The 18,724-nt window shown below is 74.1% G+C and carries 21 protein-coding genes; 6 read left to right on the forward strand and 15 right to left on the reverse strand.

From position 1 onward, the window contains the following. Window positions 1-168 precede the first annotated feature (168 nt). Window positions 169-243 carry a 50S ribosomal protein bL37 gene (locus ACI789_RS08210; RefSeq protein WP_014377707.1) on the reverse strand — a complete coding sequence of 25 codons (75 nt, stop codon included), beginning with the start codon at window positions 241-243 and terminating at the stop codon, window positions 169-171. A gap of 216 nt (window positions 244-459) precedes the next feature. On the opposite strand from ACI789_RS08210, the gene ACI789_RS08215 reads away from it, so the two are divergent. Next, window positions 460-1,506 carry a biotin carboxylase N-terminal domain-containing protein gene (locus ACI789_RS08215; RefSeq protein ID WP_457007894.1) on the forward strand — a complete coding sequence of 349 codons (1,047 nt, stop codon included), beginning with the start codon at window positions 460-462 and terminating at the stop codon, window positions 1,504-1,506. Between the two features lie 30 nt (window positions 1,507-1,536). Then, window positions 1,537-1,788, forward strand: a complete 252-nt coding sequence (locus ACI789_RS08220) for a biotin/lipoyl-binding carrier protein (protein ID WP_457007896.1) — start codon at window positions 1,537-1,539, stop codon at window positions 1,786-1,788. Between the two features lie 4 nt (window positions 1,789-1,792). Here ACI789_RS08220 and ACI789_RS08225 read toward each other — a convergent pair whose 3' ends face one another. After that, the gene (locus ACI789_RS08225) at window positions 1,793-2,317 is read right to left on the reverse strand and encodes a GNAT family N-acetyltransferase (protein ID WP_457007898.1); all 525 of its coding nucleotides are present in this window, start codon (window positions 2,315-2,317) and stop codon (window positions 1,793-1,795) included. 43 nt (window positions 2,318-2,360) lie between these two features. Between ACI789_RS08225 and ACI789_RS08230 the strand changes: the two genes are divergently transcribed. Beyond that, window positions 2,361-3,845 carry a sensor histidine kinase gene (locus tag ACI789_RS08230; RefSeq protein WP_456918467.1) on the forward strand — a complete coding sequence of 495 codons (1,485 nt, stop codon included), beginning with the start codon at window positions 2,361-2,363 and terminating at the stop codon, window positions 3,843-3,845. 307 nt (window positions 3,846-4,152) lie between these two features. Here ACI789_RS08230 and ACI789_RS08235 read toward each other — a convergent pair whose 3' ends face one another. Both ACI789_RS08235 and ACI789_RS08240 read right to left on the reverse strand, forming a co-directional pair. Beyond that, on the reverse strand, window positions 4,153-4,443 hold the full coding sequence (locus ACI789_RS08235; protein WP_456910788.1) for a WhiB family transcriptional regulator: 291 nt from the start codon (window positions 4,441-4,443) through the stop codon (window positions 4,153-4,155). 609 nt (window positions 4,444-5,052) lie between these two features. Continuing rightward, window positions 5,053-6,075: a diacylglycerol/lipid kinase family protein gene (locus tag ACI789_RS08240; RefSeq protein ID WP_457007901.1), complete on the reverse strand. Its 1,023-nt coding sequence runs from the start codon at window positions 6,073-6,075 to the stop codon at window positions 5,053-5,055. Between the two features lie 89 nt (window positions 6,076-6,164). Here ACI789_RS08240 and ACI789_RS08245 point away from each other — a divergent pair, with 89 nt between their 5' ends. Further along, window positions 6,165-6,650 carry a hypothetical protein gene (locus ACI789_RS08245; protein WP_457007903.1) on the forward strand — a complete coding sequence of 162 codons (486 nt, stop codon included), beginning with the start codon at window positions 6,165-6,167 and terminating at the stop codon, window positions 6,648-6,650. Between the two features lie 7 nt (window positions 6,651-6,657). On the opposite strand, the gene ACI789_RS08250 is transcribed toward ACI789_RS08245, so the two are convergent. The 6 genes from ACI789_RS08250 to sodN all read right to left on the reverse strand — a co-directional run bounded on the left by ACI789_RS08250 (window position 6,658) and on the right by sodN (window position 10,713). Beyond that, the gene (locus tag ACI789_RS08250) at window positions 6,658-7,440 is read right to left on the reverse strand and encodes an HAD-IIA family hydrolase (protein WP_457007905.1); all 783 of its coding nucleotides are present in this window, start codon (window positions 7,438-7,440) and stop codon (window positions 6,658-6,660) included. Then, the gene (locus ACI789_RS08255; RefSeq protein ID WP_457007907.1) at window positions 7,437-7,925 is read right to left on the reverse strand and encodes an N-acetyltransferase family protein; all 489 of its coding nucleotides are present in this window, start codon (window positions 7,923-7,925) and stop codon (window positions 7,437-7,439) included. The genes ACI789_RS08250 and ACI789_RS08255 overlap by 4 nt, the downstream gene beginning before the upstream one ends. Further along, on the reverse strand, window positions 7,922-8,749 hold the full coding sequence (pssA, locus tag ACI789_RS08260; protein WP_456918473.1) for a CDP-diacylglycerol--serine O-phosphatidyltransferase: 828 nt from the start codon (window positions 8,747-8,749) through the stop codon (window positions 7,922-7,924). Before pssA ends, ACI789_RS08255 begins: the two co-directional genes overlap by 4 nt. Before the next feature lie 10 nt (window positions 8,750-8,759). Next, window positions 8,760-9,425, reverse strand: coding sequence for a phosphatidylserine decarboxylase (locus ACI789_RS08265; RefSeq protein WP_457007909.1), 666 nt, complete (start codon window positions 9,423-9,425; stop codon window positions 8,760-8,762). Between the two features lie 32 nt (window positions 9,426-9,457). Further along, window positions 9,458-9,988 (reverse strand): hypothetical protein, encoded by a 531-nt coding sequence (locus ACI789_RS08270; RefSeq protein WP_457007911.1) that lies wholly within the window; start codon window positions 9,986-9,988, stop codon window positions 9,458-9,460. A 323-nt stretch (window positions 9,989-10,311) separates the two neighbouring features. Beyond that, window positions 10,312-10,713, reverse strand: coding sequence for a superoxide dismutase, Ni (sodN, locus tag ACI789_RS08275; protein WP_456918475.1), 402 nt, complete (start codon window positions 10,711-10,713; stop codon window positions 10,312-10,314). A gap of 129 nt (window positions 10,714-10,842) precedes the next feature. On the opposite strand from sodN, the gene ACI789_RS08280 reads away from it, so the two are divergent. Beyond that, window positions 10,843-11,154 (forward strand): S26 family signal peptidase, encoded by a 312-nt coding sequence (locus tag ACI789_RS08280; RefSeq protein WP_457007913.1) that lies wholly within the window; start codon window positions 10,843-10,845, stop codon window positions 11,152-11,154. Here the strand turns inward: ACI789_RS08280 and ACI789_RS08285 are convergent. After that, entirely contained in the window at window positions 11,137-11,742 is a 606-nt protein-coding gene (locus ACI789_RS08285) for a dTDP-4-dehydrorhamnose 3,5-epimerase family protein (RefSeq protein ID WP_457007915.1), read from the reverse strand. The two genes, ACI789_RS08280 and ACI789_RS08285, sit on opposite strands and share 18 nt — an antisense overlap. Before the next feature lie 119 nt (window positions 11,743-11,861). Between ACI789_RS08285 and ACI789_RS08290 the strand changes: the two genes are divergently transcribed. Then, a complete protein-coding gene (locus tag ACI789_RS08290) occupies window positions 11,862-13,052 on the forward strand; it encodes an NAD(P)-dependent malic enzyme (RefSeq protein WP_457007917.1) in 1,191 nt (396 codons plus the stop codon). A gap of 48 nt (window positions 13,053-13,100) precedes the next feature. Here ACI789_RS08290 and ACI789_RS08295 read toward each other — a convergent pair whose 3' ends face one another. The 4 genes from ACI789_RS08295 to ACI789_RS08310 form a co-directional block, all read right to left on the reverse strand. Beyond that, on the reverse strand, window positions 13,101-13,814 hold the full coding sequence (locus ACI789_RS08295) for a metal-dependent hydrolase (protein ID WP_457007919.1): 714 nt from the start codon (window positions 13,812-13,814) through the stop codon (window positions 13,101-13,103). A 109-nt stretch (window positions 13,815-13,923) separates the two neighbouring features. Next, on the reverse strand, window positions 13,924-14,349 hold the full coding sequence (locus tag ACI789_RS08300) for a DUF2269 family protein (RefSeq protein ID WP_457007921.1): 426 nt from the start codon (window positions 14,347-14,349) through the stop codon (window positions 13,924-13,926). Between the two features lie 149 nt (window positions 14,350-14,498). Next, entirely contained in the window at window positions 14,499-14,693 is a 195-nt protein-coding gene (locus ACI789_RS08305; protein WP_457007923.1) for a DUF6104 family protein, read from the reverse strand. Window positions 14,694-14,744: 51 nt separating this feature from the next. After that, complete coding sequence (locus tag ACI789_RS08310) at window positions 14,745-18,536, reverse strand: multifunctional oxoglutarate decarboxylase/oxoglutarate dehydrogenase thiamine pyrophosphate-binding subunit/dihydrolipoyllysine-residue succinyltransferase subunit (protein WP_457007925.1); 3,792 nt, start codon at window positions 18,534-18,536, stop codon at window positions 14,745-14,747. Window positions 18,537-18,724 lie beyond the last annotated feature (188 nt).

Here is an 18,724-nt window from a genome sequence, read left to right on the forward strand (position 1 = left end):
TAAGCAGGCGGGCGCGCCCGCGACCCCCCCCCGCAGTAAACCCCCCCCCCCCCCCCCGGGGGGGGGGGGGGGGCCCGCTGCTGCGTTCGGCCCCGTCCATCGGCGTGACTCCGCGCCCCGGTCCGCTCCTCACTCGCTGGCGCTCGTGCGATGCTCCCGGGGCTGTCGTCACGCGTTGGGCCGCTTGCCGTGGTTGGCCTTGTTCCCCTTGCGGGAGCGCCGCTTGCGTCCACGCTTGGACATCGCTGCCCTCCTCTCCTCGCTGCTGCTGCGGGCCCGGTCGCGGGCCCCTGGATCCCTCCGGGCGCCGGGGACCGCGAGCGTGCGGGACCGGCGTACCCGTCAAGCTGACCCCTCCAGCCTCTCACGACCTCGCCCGCCACCCTCCCTCTGGCGGGGAAGGCCCGTGGCGGGTGAGGCTGGGCACGGCACGCGCACCAGCGGGAGAGGGTCGGCACGGTGGCACAGGTCGGGATCGAGAGCGTCCTCGTCGCGGGGCGGGGCCCTGTGGCGTGCGCGGTGATGGCCGCCTGCACGCGGTTGGACGTCAAGACGGTCGCCGTCCACTCCGAGGCCGACCGCTCCGCGCGCCACGTCCGGCTGGCCGACGACGCGATCCTGCTCGGCCCGGCGCCGGCTGCGGAGTCCTACCTCGCGGTCGACCGGATCGTCGAGGCCGCCCGCCGCAGCGGCGTGGCCGCCGTCCTGCCGGTGCCGCCGGCGCTGGCCGGCAACGCGCGGCTCGCCGGGGCTGTCGTGGCCGCCGGGCTGACCTGGGTGGGGCCGTCAGCGGCGGTCCTGGAGCGCCTCGGCGGGGACGGCGTCGAGCCGGCCAGCGAGCGGGGGTTCCTCGCCTGGGTCACCGACTCGGGCCTGCACGCCACCACGCCGGTCTGCCGCGACCGGGCCGCCGGCATCGCGCGCGTCTCGTGGACGCCGGACGAGCCGGTCGAGCTGCCCCCGGCCGCCAAGCGGTTGGCCGAGGTGGGCTGGCGCGGCCTGGCGACCGTCGGCATCGCGCCCGACGGCGAGCTCGCCGAGGTGGCCGCCGGGTTCTCCCTGGACATGGCCGTGCTGGAGCGCGCGCACGGCGTGGACGCCGTCGAGCTCGCGCTGCGCAGCGCCGCCGGGGGCCGGGCCGCGGCGGACCCGGGCCCGGGGCGGACGCCGCGGAAGGCGGTCGCCGTCCAGCTGCGGTCGACCCTGCCGCCGGGCACCGCCGGTCGGGTCACCGGCCGGCTGCCGCAGACCGCCTTCCGCCGGGGGGACGCAGCCGACGTCGAGGTGGTGGCCGTCAGCGGCTACGAGCCCGGCGACCGGCTCGACGGCTGGTACGACGCGCTGCTGGCCACGGTCAGCGCCGGTGCCGTCGACACCGCGACGGCCGCGCGGGCGGCCAGCGAGGTGCTCACCGGGCTGCCGGAGACCGGTGTCCCGCACGACGGCCCCGAGATCTGCCCGGTGCTCGACCGGCTGGCCGCCGGCCACCCCAGCCCCGCAGGCTGACGGCCGGGCCCCTGTGCCCCGCGTGCTTGGATGGGCCGCAGGTCAGCCCGGGAGGTGCAGGTGGCGGTCGAGGAGATCCACGCCGAGATGGTGTCGAGCGTCTGGAAGGTGCTGGTGCAGCCCGGCAGCCAGGTCGCGGCCGGCGACACCCTGGTGATCCTCGAGTCGATGAAGATGGAGATCCCCGTCCTCACCGAGCGCGCCGGCACGGTCCGCGAGCTGCACGTCGTCGAGGGCGAGGTGCTCCAGGAGGGCGACCTCATCGCGACCGTCGACGACTGAGGCGCTACAGGTCGCGCGCGTAGACCCGCAGGTCCACGCCCGGGACGGGGGACCAGTCCCGCGCCGCGAGCCGGGTGAAGCCCAGCCGTTCGTAGAGCCGGTGGGCGGCGGTCATCCGCGGGTCCGTGGAGAGCACCATCCGCCGCTTGCCGGCCGCGCGCGCCCGGTCCAGGCAGCCGGCCACCAGCCGCTCGCCGATGCCCAGACCCCGCTCCGCCGGGTCGACGACGAGCATGCGGAACGCGGCCTCCTCGTCGGACTCGATCACCTCGCCGAAGTCGCCCTCGAGCACCAGCGCCACGCTGCCCAGCACCCGCCCGTCCCGGTGCCGCGCGACGAGCAGCTCCGCGCGCGAGGCCCGGCCCTCGACGTCGGCCAGCGCGGGCAGGTACTCGGGCGGGGCCAGGCCGCCGTCGACGTACCCGCGCACGGTCAGCTCGGCGATGGCGGCGAACTCGTCGGGGCGCGCGGGCCCGACGGACACCGGCGGCTCGAGGGGCTGGGACGACGCGCCGGCGGGGGAGGCCACGCCGGGGAGCCTAGGTGGGTCCTTCCTTACCCTCGGGGACACCATGAGCAGCCTCTCCGAACGACTCACCCGCGGCTCGGCGTCCGCCCCCGCCCAGGTCGACCACGCCCGCCGGCTGGTCGCCGACTGGCAGCTGTTGTCCGACCTGTCCTTCGCCGACCTCACGCTGTGGGTGCCGCTGTCGTCGGGCGCGTGGTGGTGCGTGGCCCAGGTGCGGCCGCTGACCGCGCCGACCAGCCTGCCCGAGGACCTGGTCGGCTCGGAGGTGGAGGGTCCGGCCGCGGAGCCGTTCGAGGTGGCCCACCGCGAGGGGCGCCCGGTGACCGAGGGTGAGCCGGACTGGTCGGGGGCCACCCCACGCCGGCGCGAGGTGATCCCGGTGCGGCACGACGGCGTCGTCGTCGCCGTCCTCGCCCGGGACACCAACCTCGCCGTGACCCGGGCGCCGTCCACCCTGGAGCTGACCTACCTCGACATCGCCGCCGACCTCTGCCTCATGGTGTCGGCCGGCACCTTCCCGCCGCAGAAGATCCTCGACGCCGAGCTCAGCCCGCGCGTGGGGGACGGCCTGGTCCGCCTGGACGGGGCCGGGCGCGCCGTCTACGCCAGCCCCAACGCCCTGTCGGCCTACCGCCGGATGGGGGTGACCGGGGACGTCGTCGGCGCCGACCTGGCGCGGCTGACCCGGGACTCCGCGGCCGACCGCGTGGCCGGAGAGGCGGTCGCCGCCGGGATCCGCGCGGCGGTCCTGGGCCGGTTCCCCGACCCCATGGACGTCGAGGGCGTCACGGCGACGCTGCTCGTGCGCGCGCTGCCGTTGCAGGCGCCGGGCGCCGAGGAGGGCGCGCTGGTGCTGGTGCGCGACGTGACCGACGTCCGCCGGCGCGACCGGGCGCTCCTGACCAAGGACGCCACGATCCGCGAGATCCACCACCGGGTGAAGAACAACCTGCAGACGGTGGCGGCGCTGCTGCGGCTGCAGGCCCGGCGGATGACCGAGCCGGCGGCGCGGGAGGCGCTGGAGGAGTCGGTGCGCCGCGTGGCGTCGATCGCGGTGGTCCACGAGACGCTGGCCGGCAGCCGGGAGGACGTCGTGGACGTCGACGACGTGCTCGACCAGGTGCTGCCGATGCTGGGGGACCTGACCTCGGTGGGCCCGGCCGCGCGGACCCGGCGAGTGGGGCAGTTCGGCGAGCTGCCCGCGGTCGCGGCGACCCCGCTGGTCCTGGCGGTCACCGAGCTGCTGCACAACGCCGCCGAGCACGCCTTCCCGGACGGCGTCCCGGGCAGCATCGAGCTGGTGGCCGAGCGCGAGGGCGACGACCTGGTCGTCCGGGTGCGGGACGACGGGCAGGGGCTGCCCGAGGGTTTCGACGTGGCCGCCAGCGAGGGCCTGGGCCTGCAGATCGTGCGGACGCTGGTCACCAGCGAGCTGGGCGGAGGGCTGACCATGGGCAGTCCGTCCACCGGCCGGCCGGGGACCGAGGTGGTGCTCACCCTGCCCGGCGCGGGCCGCCTCCGGCGGTGAGCGCCTGCCGGGGACGGTCCGAGGAGTGGGGGCGGGAGGCCTCCGCGAGGAGGGCCGGGTCGGGCTCAACGCCGGCCTGGCACGGCACGTGGACGCGGTGTCGGTTCGACGAGTGGGGGCCGGAGGCCTCCGCGAGGAGGACCGGGTGGGGCTCAGGGGGAGCCGGGGACGGGACCTGGCCGCGGTGTCGTCCGGAGGACGACCGTGCAACAGCCGCGAGGCCGGCCGGGGACGTCCCCGGACCGGCCTCGTGACGGTTCCGTGTGGCGGTGCCGGGCGGCAGGCCCGGAGCCGGATCGCGGTGGGTTCAGGCGGTGCGCACCCGAGTACGAGCCTGGCGCCGCTTGAGCGCGCGCCGCTCGTCCTCGGAGAGCCCACCCCAGACGCCGGAGTCCTGACCCGAGCGCAGGGCCCAGTCCAGGCAGGACTCCACGACCGGGCAGCGCCGGCACACACCCTTGGCCTGCTCGATCTGCACGAGAGCCGGACCGCTCGTCCCGATGGGGAAGAACAGCTCCGGGTCCTCGTCGCGGCAGAGCGCGCGGTGGCGCCAGTCCATGGCGGTGTTCTCCTCGATGTCGTCTACGGTGTGGTGCATCAGTCGCCGGCCGCGGACGGTTCCGCAGGCCGACACCGGGTTGACCAGCGCCATGGCACAGCGACTTAGTGCATTTGTTACCGACAGGTTGCTTTCCTCACGCGATGTTTTCACGGAGAAGAGGCCTGTCAAGCGAATCGGAGGCTTCGGTCGACCCCTCGTGAGCAAGCTCACCACGGGCATGCTAGGTGCGCCACTCGACTGAACGCTCCCGCGGCGTTGGGCATTGACATCGACCGGCCGACGTGCGCAAAGCCGCAGGTGAGAGCCCTGTTCCGAGAACGGGCAGTTCTCTTCGGGGTGTGGTGGAGATCCCCTGTGGGCCCGGTCTCGGGGGCCTTGACAGCGGGCCCGTCGACGGCCGCTCAGGCGCTCTCCGACAGCCCCTCTGCCGCCGGTCCGCTCCTCGCTCGCCGGCGCTCGCTGCGGTGCTCCCGGCGGCGTCAGACGACGGTGCCCACGGGTCCTCTTCCGCCGCCGGTCCGCTCCTCGGTCGCTAGCGCTTGCTGCGGTGCTCCCGGCGGCGTCAGACGACCGTGCCCACGGGTCCTCTTCCGCCGCCGGTCCGCTCCTCGCTCGCCGGCGCTCGCTGCGGTGCTCCCGGCGCCGTCAGACGACGACGCGCAGGGCGGCGGGGACACTGCGCACCCGCAGTCCCGTCGCCGTCCCCAGGTGGTCGCCGTCGAGCTGCCAGCCCTGCGGACGCCGCGCCGTGAGGGTGACGCACGGCAGGTCGTGGACGCGGTGCACGCCCCGCCCCCGCGCGTCGGGACGGCGGGCGAACACCTGCCGCACGTGGTGGAGCATCCGGAACACGCCCGTGCGGCCCATGGCGAACACGTCCAGGCCGGTGTCGAACGACGCCTCCGGGCTCGGGTTGACCGGCCGCGCCCCCAGGTAGGTCCACGGCGCCACGTTGGAGACCAGGCAGAGGAACAACCCGTCCATCGGCGGTTCCCCGGGCTGCTCCAGCGTCATCGGCGGGTCCCGGCGCTCCCGCCCGAACACGAACGCCGCGGTCGCCTCGCACACGTAGAGGGCCCCGCTCGAGCGCCGTCCCCGGGCCCGGTGCGCCTCCACGCGGCCGATGACGTCGGCGTCGAACCCGAGACCGGCGCTGAACACGAACCACCGCGGGTCGGTCCACTCCGGAGCGGCGGCGGCAGCGGCGTCCGCGGCCCGCTGGGCGACCTCCGGGTCGGGTAGCGCGACCGTCGCCGTCGTGGTGCCACGGGCGCTCGCGGTGCCCAGGGAGACGCGCCGGGTGCGCCCGGCCCGCAGCGAGTCCAGGATCTCCGCGGCCGCTGCCAGCGGGTCCCGGGAGCGCCCCAGCGCCCGCGAGAAGACGTTCGTGGACCCGCCGGGTACCACCGCCAGCAGCGGCACCGCGGGACCCGGACCGGCGTGCAGCAGCCCGTTGACCACCTCGTTGACGGTGCCGTCACCGCCGAGCGCGACGACGACGTCCACGCCGTCGGCACCGGCGGCCCGCGCCAGGTCGCTGCCGTGCCCGCGGTGGGCGGTCTCGGCGACGTCCACCTTGAGCTCACCGGCCAGGGTGGCCAGCACCTCGTCGCGGACCCTGCGGGAGGTCGTCGTCGCCGCGGGGTTGGCCACCACGAGCGCGCGCATGACGTCCAGGCTAGCCAGGGCAGCGGCCGCAGCCCGGCAGGTGCGGGCGGAACCGGGCGCCGGGGCGCCCGGCGCGTACCCTCGCGGCCGTGACCGAGCAGCCAGGAGCCCGGCCGCCGCGGGAGCGCCGGCTGTCCGAACGGCTGCTGGGGAGTGCCGCCGAGCCGTCCCCGGCGCGCCCGGCCCGGCCCCCGTCCGAGGCGCCGCCGGCGGTGCGCCGCGCCGCGCTGCTGGTCGGCCTGGAGGCGGCCGCGTTGGCCGCCCTCGCCGTGTGGCTGCTCTTCCTGACCTTCACCTCGACCCCGGACAGCGTGCCGCGGGCGGTGGCCGAGGTCGTCTTCGTCGGGCTGTTCGCCGCCCTGCTCGGCGCCGCCGCCGTCGGCCTGTGGCGGGTGGCCGCGTGGGCGCGCGGCCCGGTCGTCGCGGTGCAGCTTTTCCTGGCGCTGTTCGGCGTCTACTCGACGTTCGAGTGGAACGGCCCGCTGGTCGGCGTCCCGACGCTGGTGCTGGCCGCGGCGGTGCTGTACCTGCTGATGACCCCCGAGGCCCGGCTGGCGTTCTCCCAGCAGCGCTGAGGGGCCCTCACACGAGCTCGACGACGTCGGCGATCGAGTCGAGCACCCGGCTCGGGCGGAACGGGAAACGCGCGATGTCGGCCGCGCTGGTCGACCCGGTGAGCACCAGGACCGTGTCCAGCCCGGCCTCGATGCCGGCGACGACGTCGGTGTCCATGCGGTCGCCGATCATCACCGTCGACTCCGAGTGCGCGGAGATCCGGTTCATCGCGCTGCGGAACATCATCGGGTTGGGCTTGCCGACGAAGTACGGCTCGGCGCCGGTCGCCTTGGTGATCATCGCCGCGACCGATCCCGTGGCCGGGAGCGGGCCCTCGGGGGAGGGGCCGGTGACGTCGGGGTTGGTCGCGATGAACCGGGCGCCGTTGCCGACCAGCCGGATCGCCCGGGTGATCGCCTCGAACGAGTAGGTGCGCGTCTCACCGAGGACGACGTAGTCCGGGTCGGTGTCGGTGAGCGTGTAGCCGGCCTCGTAGAGCGCGGTGGTCAGCCCCGCCTCGCCGATGACGTACGCCGAGCCGCCGGGCAGCTGGCTGGACAGGAAGTCCGCCGTGGCCAGGGCCGAGGTCCAGATCGACTCCTCGGGCACCTGCAGGCCCGAGCGGGACAGCCGGGCGGCGAGGTCCCGCGGCGTGAAGATCGAGTTGTTGGTGAGCACCAGGAAGCGGCGCTCCAGCTCCACCAGCCGCGACAGGAAGTCCGCGGCACCGGGCAGCGCCTGGCCCTCGTGCACCAGGACGCCGTCCATGTCGGTGAGCCAGCACTCCGGCGGCTTGCGCTCGGTGCTCACGCGCGCACGCGGCGGTCGGCGGCGAACGCGGACAGGGCGTCGTCGGTGAGCCGGAAGACCGTCCACTCGTCCATCGGCACCGCGCCGGCGGCCTCGTAGAAGTCGATCGAGGGGGTGTTCCAGTCCAGCACCGACCACTCCAGCCGGCCGTAGCCGCGCTGCACGCACAGCTCGGCGAGCGTGCGCAGCAACTCGCGGCCCAGGCCGCTGCCGCGGTGCGCGGGCTGCACGTAGAGGTCCTCGAGGTAGATGCCGTGGGTGCCGCGCCAGGTGGAGAAGTTGAGGAACCACAGCGCCGTCCCGACGACCTCGCCGTCGACGTCCGCGACGTGCCCGAACAGCGCGGGGGAGTCGCCGAACAGCGCGGCGGTCAGCTGCTCCTCGGTCAGCTGCACCTCGTGGGCGGCCTTCTCGTACTCGGCCAGCTCCCGGACCAGCCCGACCACGGCGGGGACGTCGTCGGGGCGGATCGGACGGACGCTCATGTGAGGAGCTCCTTGACGCGGGTCGGCACCAGCCGGGTGAGGGGGGACAGGGCCGGCACGAGCACCGGCGCCAGCAGGTAACCGTAGGCGAGCACGCACCCGGTGATCACCGGGACGAGGGCGAACCCGACGACGACGGCCAGCGCCGCGACGATCAGCCCGTAGGGGCGCCCGCTCTTGGGGCTCACCAGCGACCGGAACGAGCGGAACCGGATGGTGCTGACCATCAGCAGCGCCGGGACGGCGACGATGAGCAGCACCCACAGCCGGTCGCGGCCCTGCATCTGGTCGCCGAACGCGAACACCGAGGCCAGCACGACGCCGGCCGCACCGGGGCTGGGCATGCCGGTGAAGTACCGCTTGTCGGCCGTCGGGTCGATCGTGGTGTTGAACCGCGCCAGCCGGATCGCGGCGCAGGCCACCCAGAGGAAGCAGGCGATCCAGCCCAGCGGGTCCCACTCGTCCCGGCCCTCCGAGAAGAGGGTGAACGCCAGCAGCGCCGGGGCCAGCCCGAAGGAGACCAGGTCGGCCAGCGAGTCGAACTGCAGGCCGAACGGGGTCACCGCGCCCACCAGCCGGGCGACCGCGCCGTCGGTGATGTCGAAGACCACCGACAGCCCCACCAGGACGGCGGCGAGCGTGTACTGCCCCCGGATGGAGACCAGGATCGCGGCGAAGCCGCACATCATGTTGGCGAGGGTGAACAGGCTGGGCAGGGTGGCCAGGGCCCGCCGCCGGCTGCCCCGCACCGATCCGCGGACGAACTCGACGGTGGCCGTGCGCCGGGTCTGCGGCGGGCGCGCGCCGGACGCGGAGCTGGGCATGGCCGCCTCCTCAGCCGGCCGCGGGCCAGCGGGCGATGACGGTCTCGCCGCCCCGCACGCGCTGCCCCGTGCGGACGGCGATCGTGCACTCGCGGGGGACGAACACGTCCATCCGCGAGCCGAACTTCATCAGCCCCATCCGCTCACCGGTGGCCAGGTGCCGCCCGACGCCGGTGCGGGTGACGATCCGCCGGGCGAGGACGCCGACGATCTGGCGGAAGACCACGGTGCGGTCGCCGTCGCGCAGCCAGATCTCGCTGCGCTCGTTGCGGTGCGCCGACTCCTTGCGGTACGCGGCCAGGAAGCTGCCCTTGCGGTAGGAGCTCTCCACGACCTCGCCCCGGTACGGCGAGCGGTTGACGTGCACGTCGACCACGGAGAGGAACACGCTGACCTGCTGCCAGTCGCCCTCGGGCGCGACGCCCTCCTGCGGCTCCCCGGCGACCATCACCACGCCGTCGGCGGGGGAGAGGACGTCGTCGGGCGCCGGCGGCTCGGCGTCGCACCGGCGGTCGGGGTCGCGGAAGAACAGGGCCATGTAGGCCGACAGGGCCACGAACGGCCAGGCGGCGAGCCGGAGGCCGCGCCGTCCGGACACCCGCCCGACGACGGTGGTCAGGGCCGCGGGAGCCAGGGGTCCGGTGATGAACGGCCACCCGGCCGGGTCGATGCGCATCGTGGTCAAACGGTACCGGGACGCACCCGGCGTCACCGGGCGGTGGTGGGCGGGGAGACGCGGGCGGGATCGGCGCCGTGCTCGCTGTCCCGGGGCCGCGGCGGGCCGCCGTACCAGTCCAGGCACAGCATCGTCGCGTCGTCCTCGAGATCGCCGCCGGTGGCGCCGAGGACCGCGGCGCCGAGGGCGTGCACGACCTCCCACGGGTGCAGGTCGGCGGTGTCCGCGAGCGTGGACTGCGCGGCCTCGCAGGTGTAGGAGCTTGGCAGCAGTCGGCGCTGGATCTCGACCGCGAGGGAGAACGGCGTGGTGCGCTGGCCCCACTCGAACACATCCGTGTACCGGCGGGCGGCGATGACGACGTAGGCCAGCGCGTGCGCCGCGCTTCGCACCTGCTCGACCTCCTGCGACGTGGGGGACCGGGGGAGCAGCATCTCGATCAGGCCGATCGCGTCCCCGCGGTCGGTCACGGGGACGAGCACCCGGTACAGGTCGCCCTCGCGCCGCACGTCGACCTGCTGCGCACGCAGGACCTGCTCGAAGACGGTGCCCTCGAGCGGCACCGTCTCGGCCTGCTCGGAGTGCTGGGTGCGCGCGCCCTCGACCGGTGCCGTGGAGGTGAGGCGGACGACGGCCTTGCCGCTGAAGTCGGCGATCAGCAGGCTGACCGCCCGGGCCCCGACCTGGTCGGCCAGGGTGGCGGCGACGGCCTCGATCGGTGCCGCGTCCTCGACCCGCTGGAGAAGCGCCCCGATGTCGATGCTGGACCTCCCGGCGGGTTCGGCTGGAGCGCGGACGGCGCCGCGGCGGTGGGTGGGGCCGGAGACGGCAGCGGCGCCGGCCGGCGGGTCTCCCCGTCGATCGGCGCCGCTGCTCGGGAGAGCGGTCAGGCCGCGGCCTTCGTCTCCCAGAAGATCTTGTCGATCTCGGCGATGTAGTCGAGCAGCTTCTGACCCTCGGCCGGGTCCATGCTGCCCTTGCCGCCGGCCGCACCGGCCTGCTTGGTGGCCTTGTTGAACAGCTCGTGCAGCTGCGGGTACTTCTCGAAGTGCGGGGGCTTGAAGTAGTCGGTCCACAGCACCCACAGGTGGTGCTTGACCAGGTCGGAGCGCTGCTCCTTGATCAGGATCGCCCGGGTGCGGAAGGCCGGGTCGTCGTTGGCCTGGTACTTCTCCTGGATGGCCTTGACCGACTCCGCCTCGATGCGGGCCTGGGCCGGGTCGTACACGCCGCAGGGGAGGTCGCAGTGCGCGGTGGCCTCCACGGCGGAGAACATGCGGAATCGCATGGACTGACCTCCGGGTCTCGGTGGGTTCGTTCGTCTGCGACCCTACTCCCGGTGAACGGCGACCACAGACCAGCGGAGGAGCTCCCCCCGGTTGTTCCGCCGCTGGTCACGCCGTGGGTGGTGGCCAGGGTGGCCGGGCCGTCCATGTCGCCGACGGTGCGCCACGGCGACCGGTTGCTGGTGCGCCGGGTCGACGCCGACGGCGCCGTCGCCCCCGGGGACGTCGTCCTGGCCCGGTTCCCCGCCCGGCCGGAGCTGCTGGTCGTCAAGCGGGTGCGCCGCGGGGTGCCCGGCGGTCACTGGGTGGAGGGCGACAACCCGCTCGTCACCGACGACAGCCGGGCCTTCGGGGCCGCCGTCGTCGTCGGCCGGGTGGTGGGCCGGCTGTGGCCGCGACCGGGCCGGCTGGCGTCGCGTCCGGGCTCAGCTGCCGACGCGTAGCTGCGCGTACCGCGCCGCGCACTGCTCCATCGTCGGCAGCAGCCCCTGCGCGCGCGCCTGCTCCAGGGTCGGCGCCTGCCGGTCCTTGGCCGACAGCTCGAACTCGACGTCCTCCGGCCACGGGAGCGCCAGGTCCGGGTCCAGCGGGTCGATGCCGAACTCCCGCGCCGGGTCGTAGCCGCTGGAGACCAGGTAGGTCACCGAGCTGCCGTCGGCCAGCGCGACGAAGGCGTGACCGAGGCCCTCGGCCAGGTACACCGCGCGCGGCGCCTCGCTGTCGAGGACGACGGCGTCGTGCACGCCGAACGTCGGCGAGCCGACCCGGACGTCGACGACGACGTCGAGCACCCGCCCGGCCGGGCAGTACACGTACTTGGCCTGCCCGGGCGGCACCAGCGCGAAGTGCACCCCGCGCAGCACCCCGCGGGCGGACACGCTGTGGTTGGCCTGGGCGAGGGTGAGGCCGAAGCCCAGGGCGCCGGAGAGCACGTCCGCGCGGTACCACTCGGTGAACCGGCCGCGGGCGTCGCCGTGGGGGACCAGGTCGAGGGCGTAGGCGTCCCGGACGGCGAGCTCGCGGATCTGCACGCCGGGACGGTATCCCGCGCCCCGCGGCCCGCCCGCCGAGGACACCCCGGCCCTCACCCCGACGGGGCCGACCACGCGCCGGGCGGAGCAGGTCACGACTGGATTACGCTCCCGGGTCCATGGGCGAGCAGCAACTGCACGACCGGACCGTCGACCGCTTCGCCGAGGACCCGGCCTTCCCCGTCCACGAGGGCGGCAAGCTCGTGGTCCGCCCGACCCGGTCCATCGACTCCGTGGCCGACCTGGCCCTCACCTACACCCCGGGGGTCGCCCGGGTCTCCAGCGCGATCGCCGCCGAGCCGGAGCTCGCGCGGCGGTTCACCTGGGCGCCGCGCGTGGTCGCGGTGGTCTCCGACGGGACCGCCGTCCTCGGCCTGGGCGACATCGGACCGGCGGCGGCGCTGCCGGTCATGGAGGGCAAGGCCTGCCTGTTCAGCGAGTTCGCCGGGCTGTCGTCGGTGCCGGTCGTCCTCTCCACCACCGACGTCGACGCGATCGTGGAGACGGTGGCGGCGATCGCGCCGTCCTTCGGCGGGATCAACCTCGAGGACATCAGCGCCCCGCGGTGCTTCGAGATCGAGGAGCGGCTGCGCGAGCGGCTGGACATCCCGGTCATGCACGACGACCAGCACGGGACGGCGATCGTCGTGCTGGCCGCGCTGCGCAACGCGGCGCGAGTGGTCGGCCGGGAGATCGGCGACCTGCGGGTGGTCGTCTCCGGCGCCGGTGCCGCGGGGGTGGCCTGCACGAAGATCCTGCTCGAGGCGGGCATCGGGGACATCGCCGTGGCCGACTCCCGGGGGGTCCTGCACGCCGGCCGCGAGGACCTCACGCCGATCAAGCGGTGGGTCGTCGAGAACACCAACCGGGCGGGCTACGCGGGCACGATGGCCGGCGCGCTCGAGGGTGCCGACGTCTACCTGGGCCTGTCCGGCGGGTCGGTGCCCGAGTCGGTGATCGCCTCGATGGCGCCGGACTGCATCGTGTTCTCACTGGCCAACCCCATCCCCGAGGTGGACCCGGACATGGCGGCCCGGTACGCGGCGGTGGTGGCCACCGGCCGCAGCGGCGAGCCCAACCAGATCAACAACGTGCTGGCCTTCCCCGGGGTCTTCCGCGGGGCGATCGACGCCGGCGCGACCAGCATCACCGAGGAGATGAAGCTGGCCGCGGCGACCGCGATCGCCGACGTCGTGGGCGACGACGTCCGCCCGGACTACGTCGTCCCCAGCCCGCTGGACCGCCGGGTGGCCGAGGCCGTCGCCGCCGCGGTGTCCGCCTGCGCGCGGGGGCAGGGCGTCACCCGCTGAGTCGACCGGAGGAGGTTCGTGCGGGTCACGCGCACGGACCTCCTCCGTTCAGCCCAGGCCGTTCAGGTCGTGCAGCCAGGGCTCGAGCGCCTGCCGGACCCCGGTGTTCTCGTAGACGAACCACAGGGTCACGAGCACGAAGGCGGGCGCCAGCACGGCCTTCTCCAGCACGGTGCCGGTGCGCAGCGGGGTGAGCTTCAGCCGGCAGCGCTTGAGCAGCCAGAGGACCGGCACCGGCACACCCTGCGTGGTGATGGCGTCGCCCGCGATGTGGGTGAGCACGCCCAGGGCCACCGCCCAAGGCAGCCAGGCGGGCTGGGGCATGTGCGCCAGCAGCAGCCAGGCGCCGGCCCAGGACAGCACGAGGTTGCCGACGACGGTGTTCTCCGCCCGTCCGGGGATCACGAAGTGCAGGGCCCGCAGCGCCAGCCCGATGGCCAGGGCCATGAGCAGCAGGCTCGACCAGAACGCGTTCGCCGCGGCCAGCGCGAGCGCCCCGAATGCGGCGGGGGCCAGGACGGCGTCGTGGGTGCCCCAGCGGTGGCCCTGCGCGAGCCGCCCGATCGCCCCGGAGGGGACGTCGGTGACCGGGCCCCACATGTCCGAGACCGTCGACCCGCTGTGGTCGAGGTCGGGCAGCATGGCGAAGCCGCCGGCCGCGGCGATCCACGCGACCTGGGCGACGGGACCCTCCACCGGGGCCCAGGGCAGCGTCGCGGCGCCCGCGGCGAGCCCCGAGAGCGCGTGGGAGTGACCGAGCACCCACCCAGCGTGCCCGCGAACCACGCTCCGGTCGGGGAGGCGCTCCGTGGCCCTGCTGCAGGGGCCCTCCGCCTGAGCTCGCGGGGCGTGGGGGCAGCGGGGTCCTCCTTCAGGGCTTCCAGACCATCAGCACCGCGACGGCGACCAGCAGCAGGGTGACGACGCCGCCCCCGGCCGCGATCCGCCCGTAGAGCGCCTTGGCGGAGGAGTCACCGCGGCGCAGGGAGGACGCGGCCCGGCCGAGCGACGGGACGACGAGGACGAGGTTGACCACCAGCGCCAGCAGGTAGAGCACGATCGAGAGCCACAGCCACGTCCGCGACAGCGGGATGCCGTAGATCCCGGAGACACCGAAGCCGAACACCGCGACCGCCAGCGACGCCCAGCTGAACACCCGGGTCGACCGGGTGAGCAGCTCGACCGCCGCGGTGTTGCCCGTCCGCACGGCCCGCAGGCCGGTGTGCGGCAGCAGGGCCATCGGTCCGATGAGGAAGACGGCGGTCACGACGTGGAGGACGGCGAGGACGGTGCCCATGCCCCGAGGCTAGGCAATGCCGTCTGTCGTCCTCCGGACTCCCACCGCGGCCAGGTGCCGTCCCCGGTCGCGCTGAGCCCGTCCCGGCCCTCGTCGCGGAGGCCTCCGGCCCCCACTCCTCGCGCCGACACCACGGTGGGCGTGGCTCTTCAGTCGTCGTCGTCGGTGCCCCCGCGGGCCAGCCAGGTGGCCAGCCGCTCGACCGGCACCTCGAAGTCCGGGAACGCGTCGACGAACGCCTGCATCTGGTCGGCCAGCCAGGCGAGGGTGACCTGCTCGTCGCCCCGCCGCTCGGCCAGCTCCTCGAGACCCCTGTCGGTGAAGTACACGCCCCAGGGAACCACGACGCCCGGCTCCCGGGTGATCCGGGAGCCGGGCGTCGGAGTGCGCGCGGCTCAGTCGGCGAACGCCTGCGCGACCAGCTGCTTCTGCTCGGCCTCGTGCACCTTGGCCGAGCCGACGGCCGGGCTGGCCGAGGCGCGGCGGCTGACCCGGCGCAGCGGACGCCCGCCGAGGTGCTCGGGCAGGTTGATCGCCATGAACTGCCAGGCGCCCATGTTGGCCGGCTCCTCCTGCACCCACACCAGGTCGGTGGCGTTCGGGTACCGGTCCACGGCCGCGCGGATCTGCTCGGCCGGCAGCGGGTACAGCTGCTCCACCCGCAGGACGGCGGTGTCGGCGCGGCCGTCGGTCTCGCGCTGCGCCAGCAGGTCGTAGGCGACCTTGCCGCTGCACAGCAGCACCCGGCGGACGGCGCCGTCGTCGAGCGGCTCGCCACCCACCCCCGGGTCGGGCAGCACCGGGCGGAAGTTCTCCTCGGTGAAGTCCGCGACCGGGCTGACGGCGGCCTTGGCCCGCAGCAGCGACTTGGGCGTGAACACGACCAGCGGCCGGTGCACGTCCGACAGCGCCTGTCGGCGGAGCAGGTGGAAGTAGTTCGCCGGCGTCGAGCAGTTGGCGACGGTCATGTTGTTCTCGGCGCACAGCTGCAGGAACCGCTCGATGCGGCCGCTGGAGTGGTCGGGGCCCTGGCCCTCGAGGCCGTGCGGCAGCAGCAGCGAGACACCGGAGCGCTGGCCCCACTTGGCCTCGCCCGAGCTGATGAACTCGTCGATGACCATCTGCGCACCGTCGACGAAGTCGCCGAACTGGGCCTCCCACAGCACCAGGGCCTTGGGGTTGGCCACCGAGTACCCGTACTCGAAGCCCAGCGCCGCGTACTCGCTGAGCAGCGAGTCGTAGACGAAGAACTTCGCCTGGTCCTCGGTCAGGTGCGCCAGCGGCGTGTACTCGGCGGCGGTCTCCCGGTCGATGAGCACCGAGTGGCGCTGCACGAAGGTGCCGCGGCGGGAGTCCTGCCCGGCGAGGCGGACCGGGACGCCCTGCATCAGCAGCGACCCGAAGGCCAGCAGCTCGCCCATCGCCCAGTCGATGCCGCCCTCGCTCACCATCGCCGCGCGGCGCTCGAGCATCCGCTTGAGCTTCGGGTGGACGGTGAAGTCCGCCGGCAGCGACACGTGCGCGTCGCCGATGGCCTTGAGCACCTCGGTGGTGATCGCCGTGGCGACCGGCGTCTCCTGCGCGGGCTGGTCCATGACCGGCTGCGCCTTCGGGGTCTCCTGCGCGTCGTGGGTCTCGGCGAAGGCCCGCTCCAGCTGGCCGCGGTAGTCCTTGAGTGCCTCCTCGGCCTCGGCCAGCGTGATGTCGCCGCGGCCGATCAGCGCCTCGGTGTACAGCTTCCGGACCGAGCGCTTGCGGTCGATGATGTCGTACATCAGCGGCTGGGTCATCGACGGGTCGTCGCCCTCGTTGTGCCCGCGGCGGCGGTAGCACACCATGTCGATGACGACGTCCTTCTTGAACGCCTGCCGGTAGTCGACCGCCAGGCGGGCCACCCGCACGCACGCCTCGGGGTCGTCGCCGTTCACGTGGAAGATCGGCGCGTTGACCATCCGCGCGACGTCGGTCGAGTAGAGGCTCGAACGGGCCGCGGCCGGGCTGGTCGTGAAGCCGACCTGGTTGTTGATGACGACGTGCACCGTGCCGCCGGTGCGGTAACCGCGCAGCTGGGAGAGGTTCAGCGTCTCGGCGACGACGCCCTGGCCGGCGAACGCGGAGTCCCCGTGGATCAGCACGGGCATGACGGTGAACCCGCCCTCACCCTTGTTGATCATGTCCTGCTTGGCCCGGGTGATGCCCTCCAGGACGGGGTTGACCGTCTCCAGGTGCGAGGGGTTGCTGGCCAGCGAGACGGCGATCTCGGCGCCGCTCGCGAACGGGTTCTCGAAGGTGCCCTCGGCGCCCAGGTGGTACTTGACGTCACCGGAGCCCTGCACGGTGCCGGGGTCGATGTTGCCCTCGAACTCGCCGAAGATCTTGCTGTAGCTCTTGCCGAGCACGTTGGCGAGCACGTTGAGCCGGCCGCGGTGGGCCATGCCGATCGCGACCTCGTCGAGGCCGTGGTCGGTGCCGGCGATGAGGACCTCGTCGAGGATCGGGATGACCGACTCGCCGCCCTCGAGGCTGAACCGCTTCTGGCCGACGTACTTGGTCTGCAGGAAGGTCTCGAAGGCCTCGGCGGCGTTGAGCCGGCCGAGGATGTGCTTCTGCTTCTCGCGGTCGGGCTGCTCGGCCTTGACCTCGATCCGCTTCTGGAGCCACTCGCGCTCCTCGGGGTCGGTGATGTGCATGTACTCCACACCGACGGTGCGGCAGTAGGAGTTGCGCAGCACGCCGAGGATGTCGCGCAGCGCCATCAGACGCTCGCCGGCGAACCCGCCGACCGGGAACTGGCGGTCGAGGTCCCACAGCGTAAGGCCGTGCTCGAGGATGTCCAGGTCGGGGTGGCTGCGGACCCGGTACTCGAGCGGGTCGGTGTCGGCCATCAGGTGGCCGTTGCGCCGGTAGGCCTCGATGACCTCGATGACCCGGGCTTCCTTGTCGATCTCGCCCTCGTGGCTGACCCGCACGTCGGGCATCCAGCGCACGGGGGCGTAGGGGATGCGCAGCGACCGGAAGACGTCGTCGTAGAAGCCGTCCTGGCCGAGCAGCAGCTGGTGCAGCCGGCGGAGGAAGTCGCCGGACTCGGCGCCCTGGATGATCCGGTGGTCGTACGTCGAGGTCAGCGTGATGATCTTGGAGATGCCGAGCTCGGTCAGCGCCTCCGGGCTCATCCCCTGGAACTCGGCGGGGTACTCCATGGCGCCGACGCCGATGATCGCGCCCTGGCCCGCGGTCAGCCGCGGCACCGAGTGGTTCGTACCGATGGTGCCGGGGTTGGTCAGGCTGATGGTGGTGCCCGAGTAGTCCTCGAGGGTCAGCTTGCCGGCGCGGGCGCGGCGGATGATGTCCTCGTAGGCGGCCCAGAACCCGGCGAAGTCCATCTCCTCGGCGCCCTTGATCGAGGCGACGACGAGCGAGCGGGTGCCGTCGGGCTTGGGCAGGTCGATGGCCAGGCCGAAGTTGACGTGCTCGGGCTGGACCAGCGTCGGCTTGCCGTCGACCTCGGCGAAGGCGGCGTTCATGCCCGGGAAGTCGTCCAGCGCCCGGACCAGCGCGTAGCCGATCAGGTGCGTGAAGGAGACCTTCCCGCCGCGCGCCCGCGCGAGGTGGTTGTTGATGACGATGCGGTTGTCGGCCAGCAGCTTGGCCGGCACCGCGCGCACGCTGGTCGCCGTCGGGACGGTCAGCGACGCGTTCATGTTCTTGACGATGCTGGCCGCGGCACCGCGCAACGGGGTCTGCTTCGGGCCGTCGCCGCCGGCCGCGGGGGTGGCCTTCGCCGCGGGCTTGGCAGCCGGCTTCGCGGCGGGCGCCGCCGGCTTCTGGGCAGCGGTGCTGTCCGCGGCGCGGTTCACGACGGTGGCCTCGGTCTTCGGCTCGACGGGGGTGGCGCGCGACGGCGAGTCGCCGGCCGGCTGCTGCGGCGCGGCCGCGGGGGCCGCCGGCTCGGCGGCGACCTCCTGCGCCGGCGACGGGCTGGCGTAGGACGTGGCCGACGGCTGCGCGGCCGGGCCCCCGTCGGGGGCGGCGGCCGGCTGCTGGCGGTCGTCGCTGGCCGCGACCGGGCTACCGGGCCGGTAGTCGGCGAAGAACTCGTGCCACGCCTGGTCCACGCTGGACGGGTCGGCGAGGTACTGCTGGTACATCTCCTCGACCAGCCACTCGTTGGTGCCGAATCCTGCCACCGCTGAGGAGGAGGGGGTGGAGGACGGCCGGGATGAGCTCACGCTTGACACGGGGGCGAGTGCCTTCTTCGTCGTCGGTGGACGTCTTAGGACCGGGAGGGCAGTCTACGCCCGCACCTGCGGGCGGACCGGAAGTGAACCGGCCCCGTCCAGGTCACGGCCCCGCGAGCCCGCGGGCGGTGGGGAGG

It is taken from the genome of Geodermatophilus sp. SYSU D00965 (assembly GCF_054050075.1).

Excerpts from the sequence above, each read along its gene's own strand:
- ACI789_RS08220 (WP_457007896.1), top strand. The coding sequence starts at position 1,537 with ATGGGCCGCAGGTCAGCCCGGGAGGTGCAGGTGGCGGTCGAGGAGATC.
- ACI789_RS08230 (WP_456918467.1), top strand. The coding sequence starts at position 2,361 with ATGAGCAGCCTCTCCGAACGACTCACCCGCGGCTCGGCGTCCGCCCCC.
- ACI789_RS08235 (WP_456910788.1), bottom strand. The coding sequence starts at position 4,443 with ATGCACCACACCGTAGACGACATCGAGGAGAACACCGCCATGGACTGG.
- ACI789_RS08240 (WP_457007901.1), bottom strand. The coding sequence starts at position 6,075 with ATGCGCGCGCTCGTGGTGGCCAACCCCGCGGCGACGACGACCTCCCGC.
- ACI789_RS08255 (WP_457007907.1), bottom strand. The coding sequence starts at position 7,925 with ATGAGCGTCCGTCCGATCCGCCCCGACGACGTCCCCGCCGTGGTCGGG.
- pssA (WP_456918473.1), bottom strand. The coding sequence starts at position 8,749 with ATGCCCAGCTCCGCGTCCGGCGCGCGCCCGCCGCAGACCCGGCGCACG.
- ACI789_RS08265 (WP_457007909.1), bottom strand. The coding sequence starts at position 9,425 with ATGCGCATCGACCCGGCCGGGTGGCCGTTCATCACCGGACCCCTGGCT.
- sodN (WP_456918475.1), bottom strand. The coding sequence starts at position 10,713 with ATGCGATTCCGCATGTTCTCCGCCGTGGAGGCCACCGCGCACTGCGAC.
- ACI789_RS08290 (WP_457007917.1), top strand. The coding sequence starts at position 11,862 with ATGGGCGAGCAGCAACTGCACGACCGGACCGTCGACCGCTTCGCCGAG.
- ACI789_RS08300 (WP_457007921.1), bottom strand. The coding sequence starts at position 14,349 with ATGGGCACCGTCCTCGCCGTCCTCCACGTCGTGACCGCCGTCTTCCTC.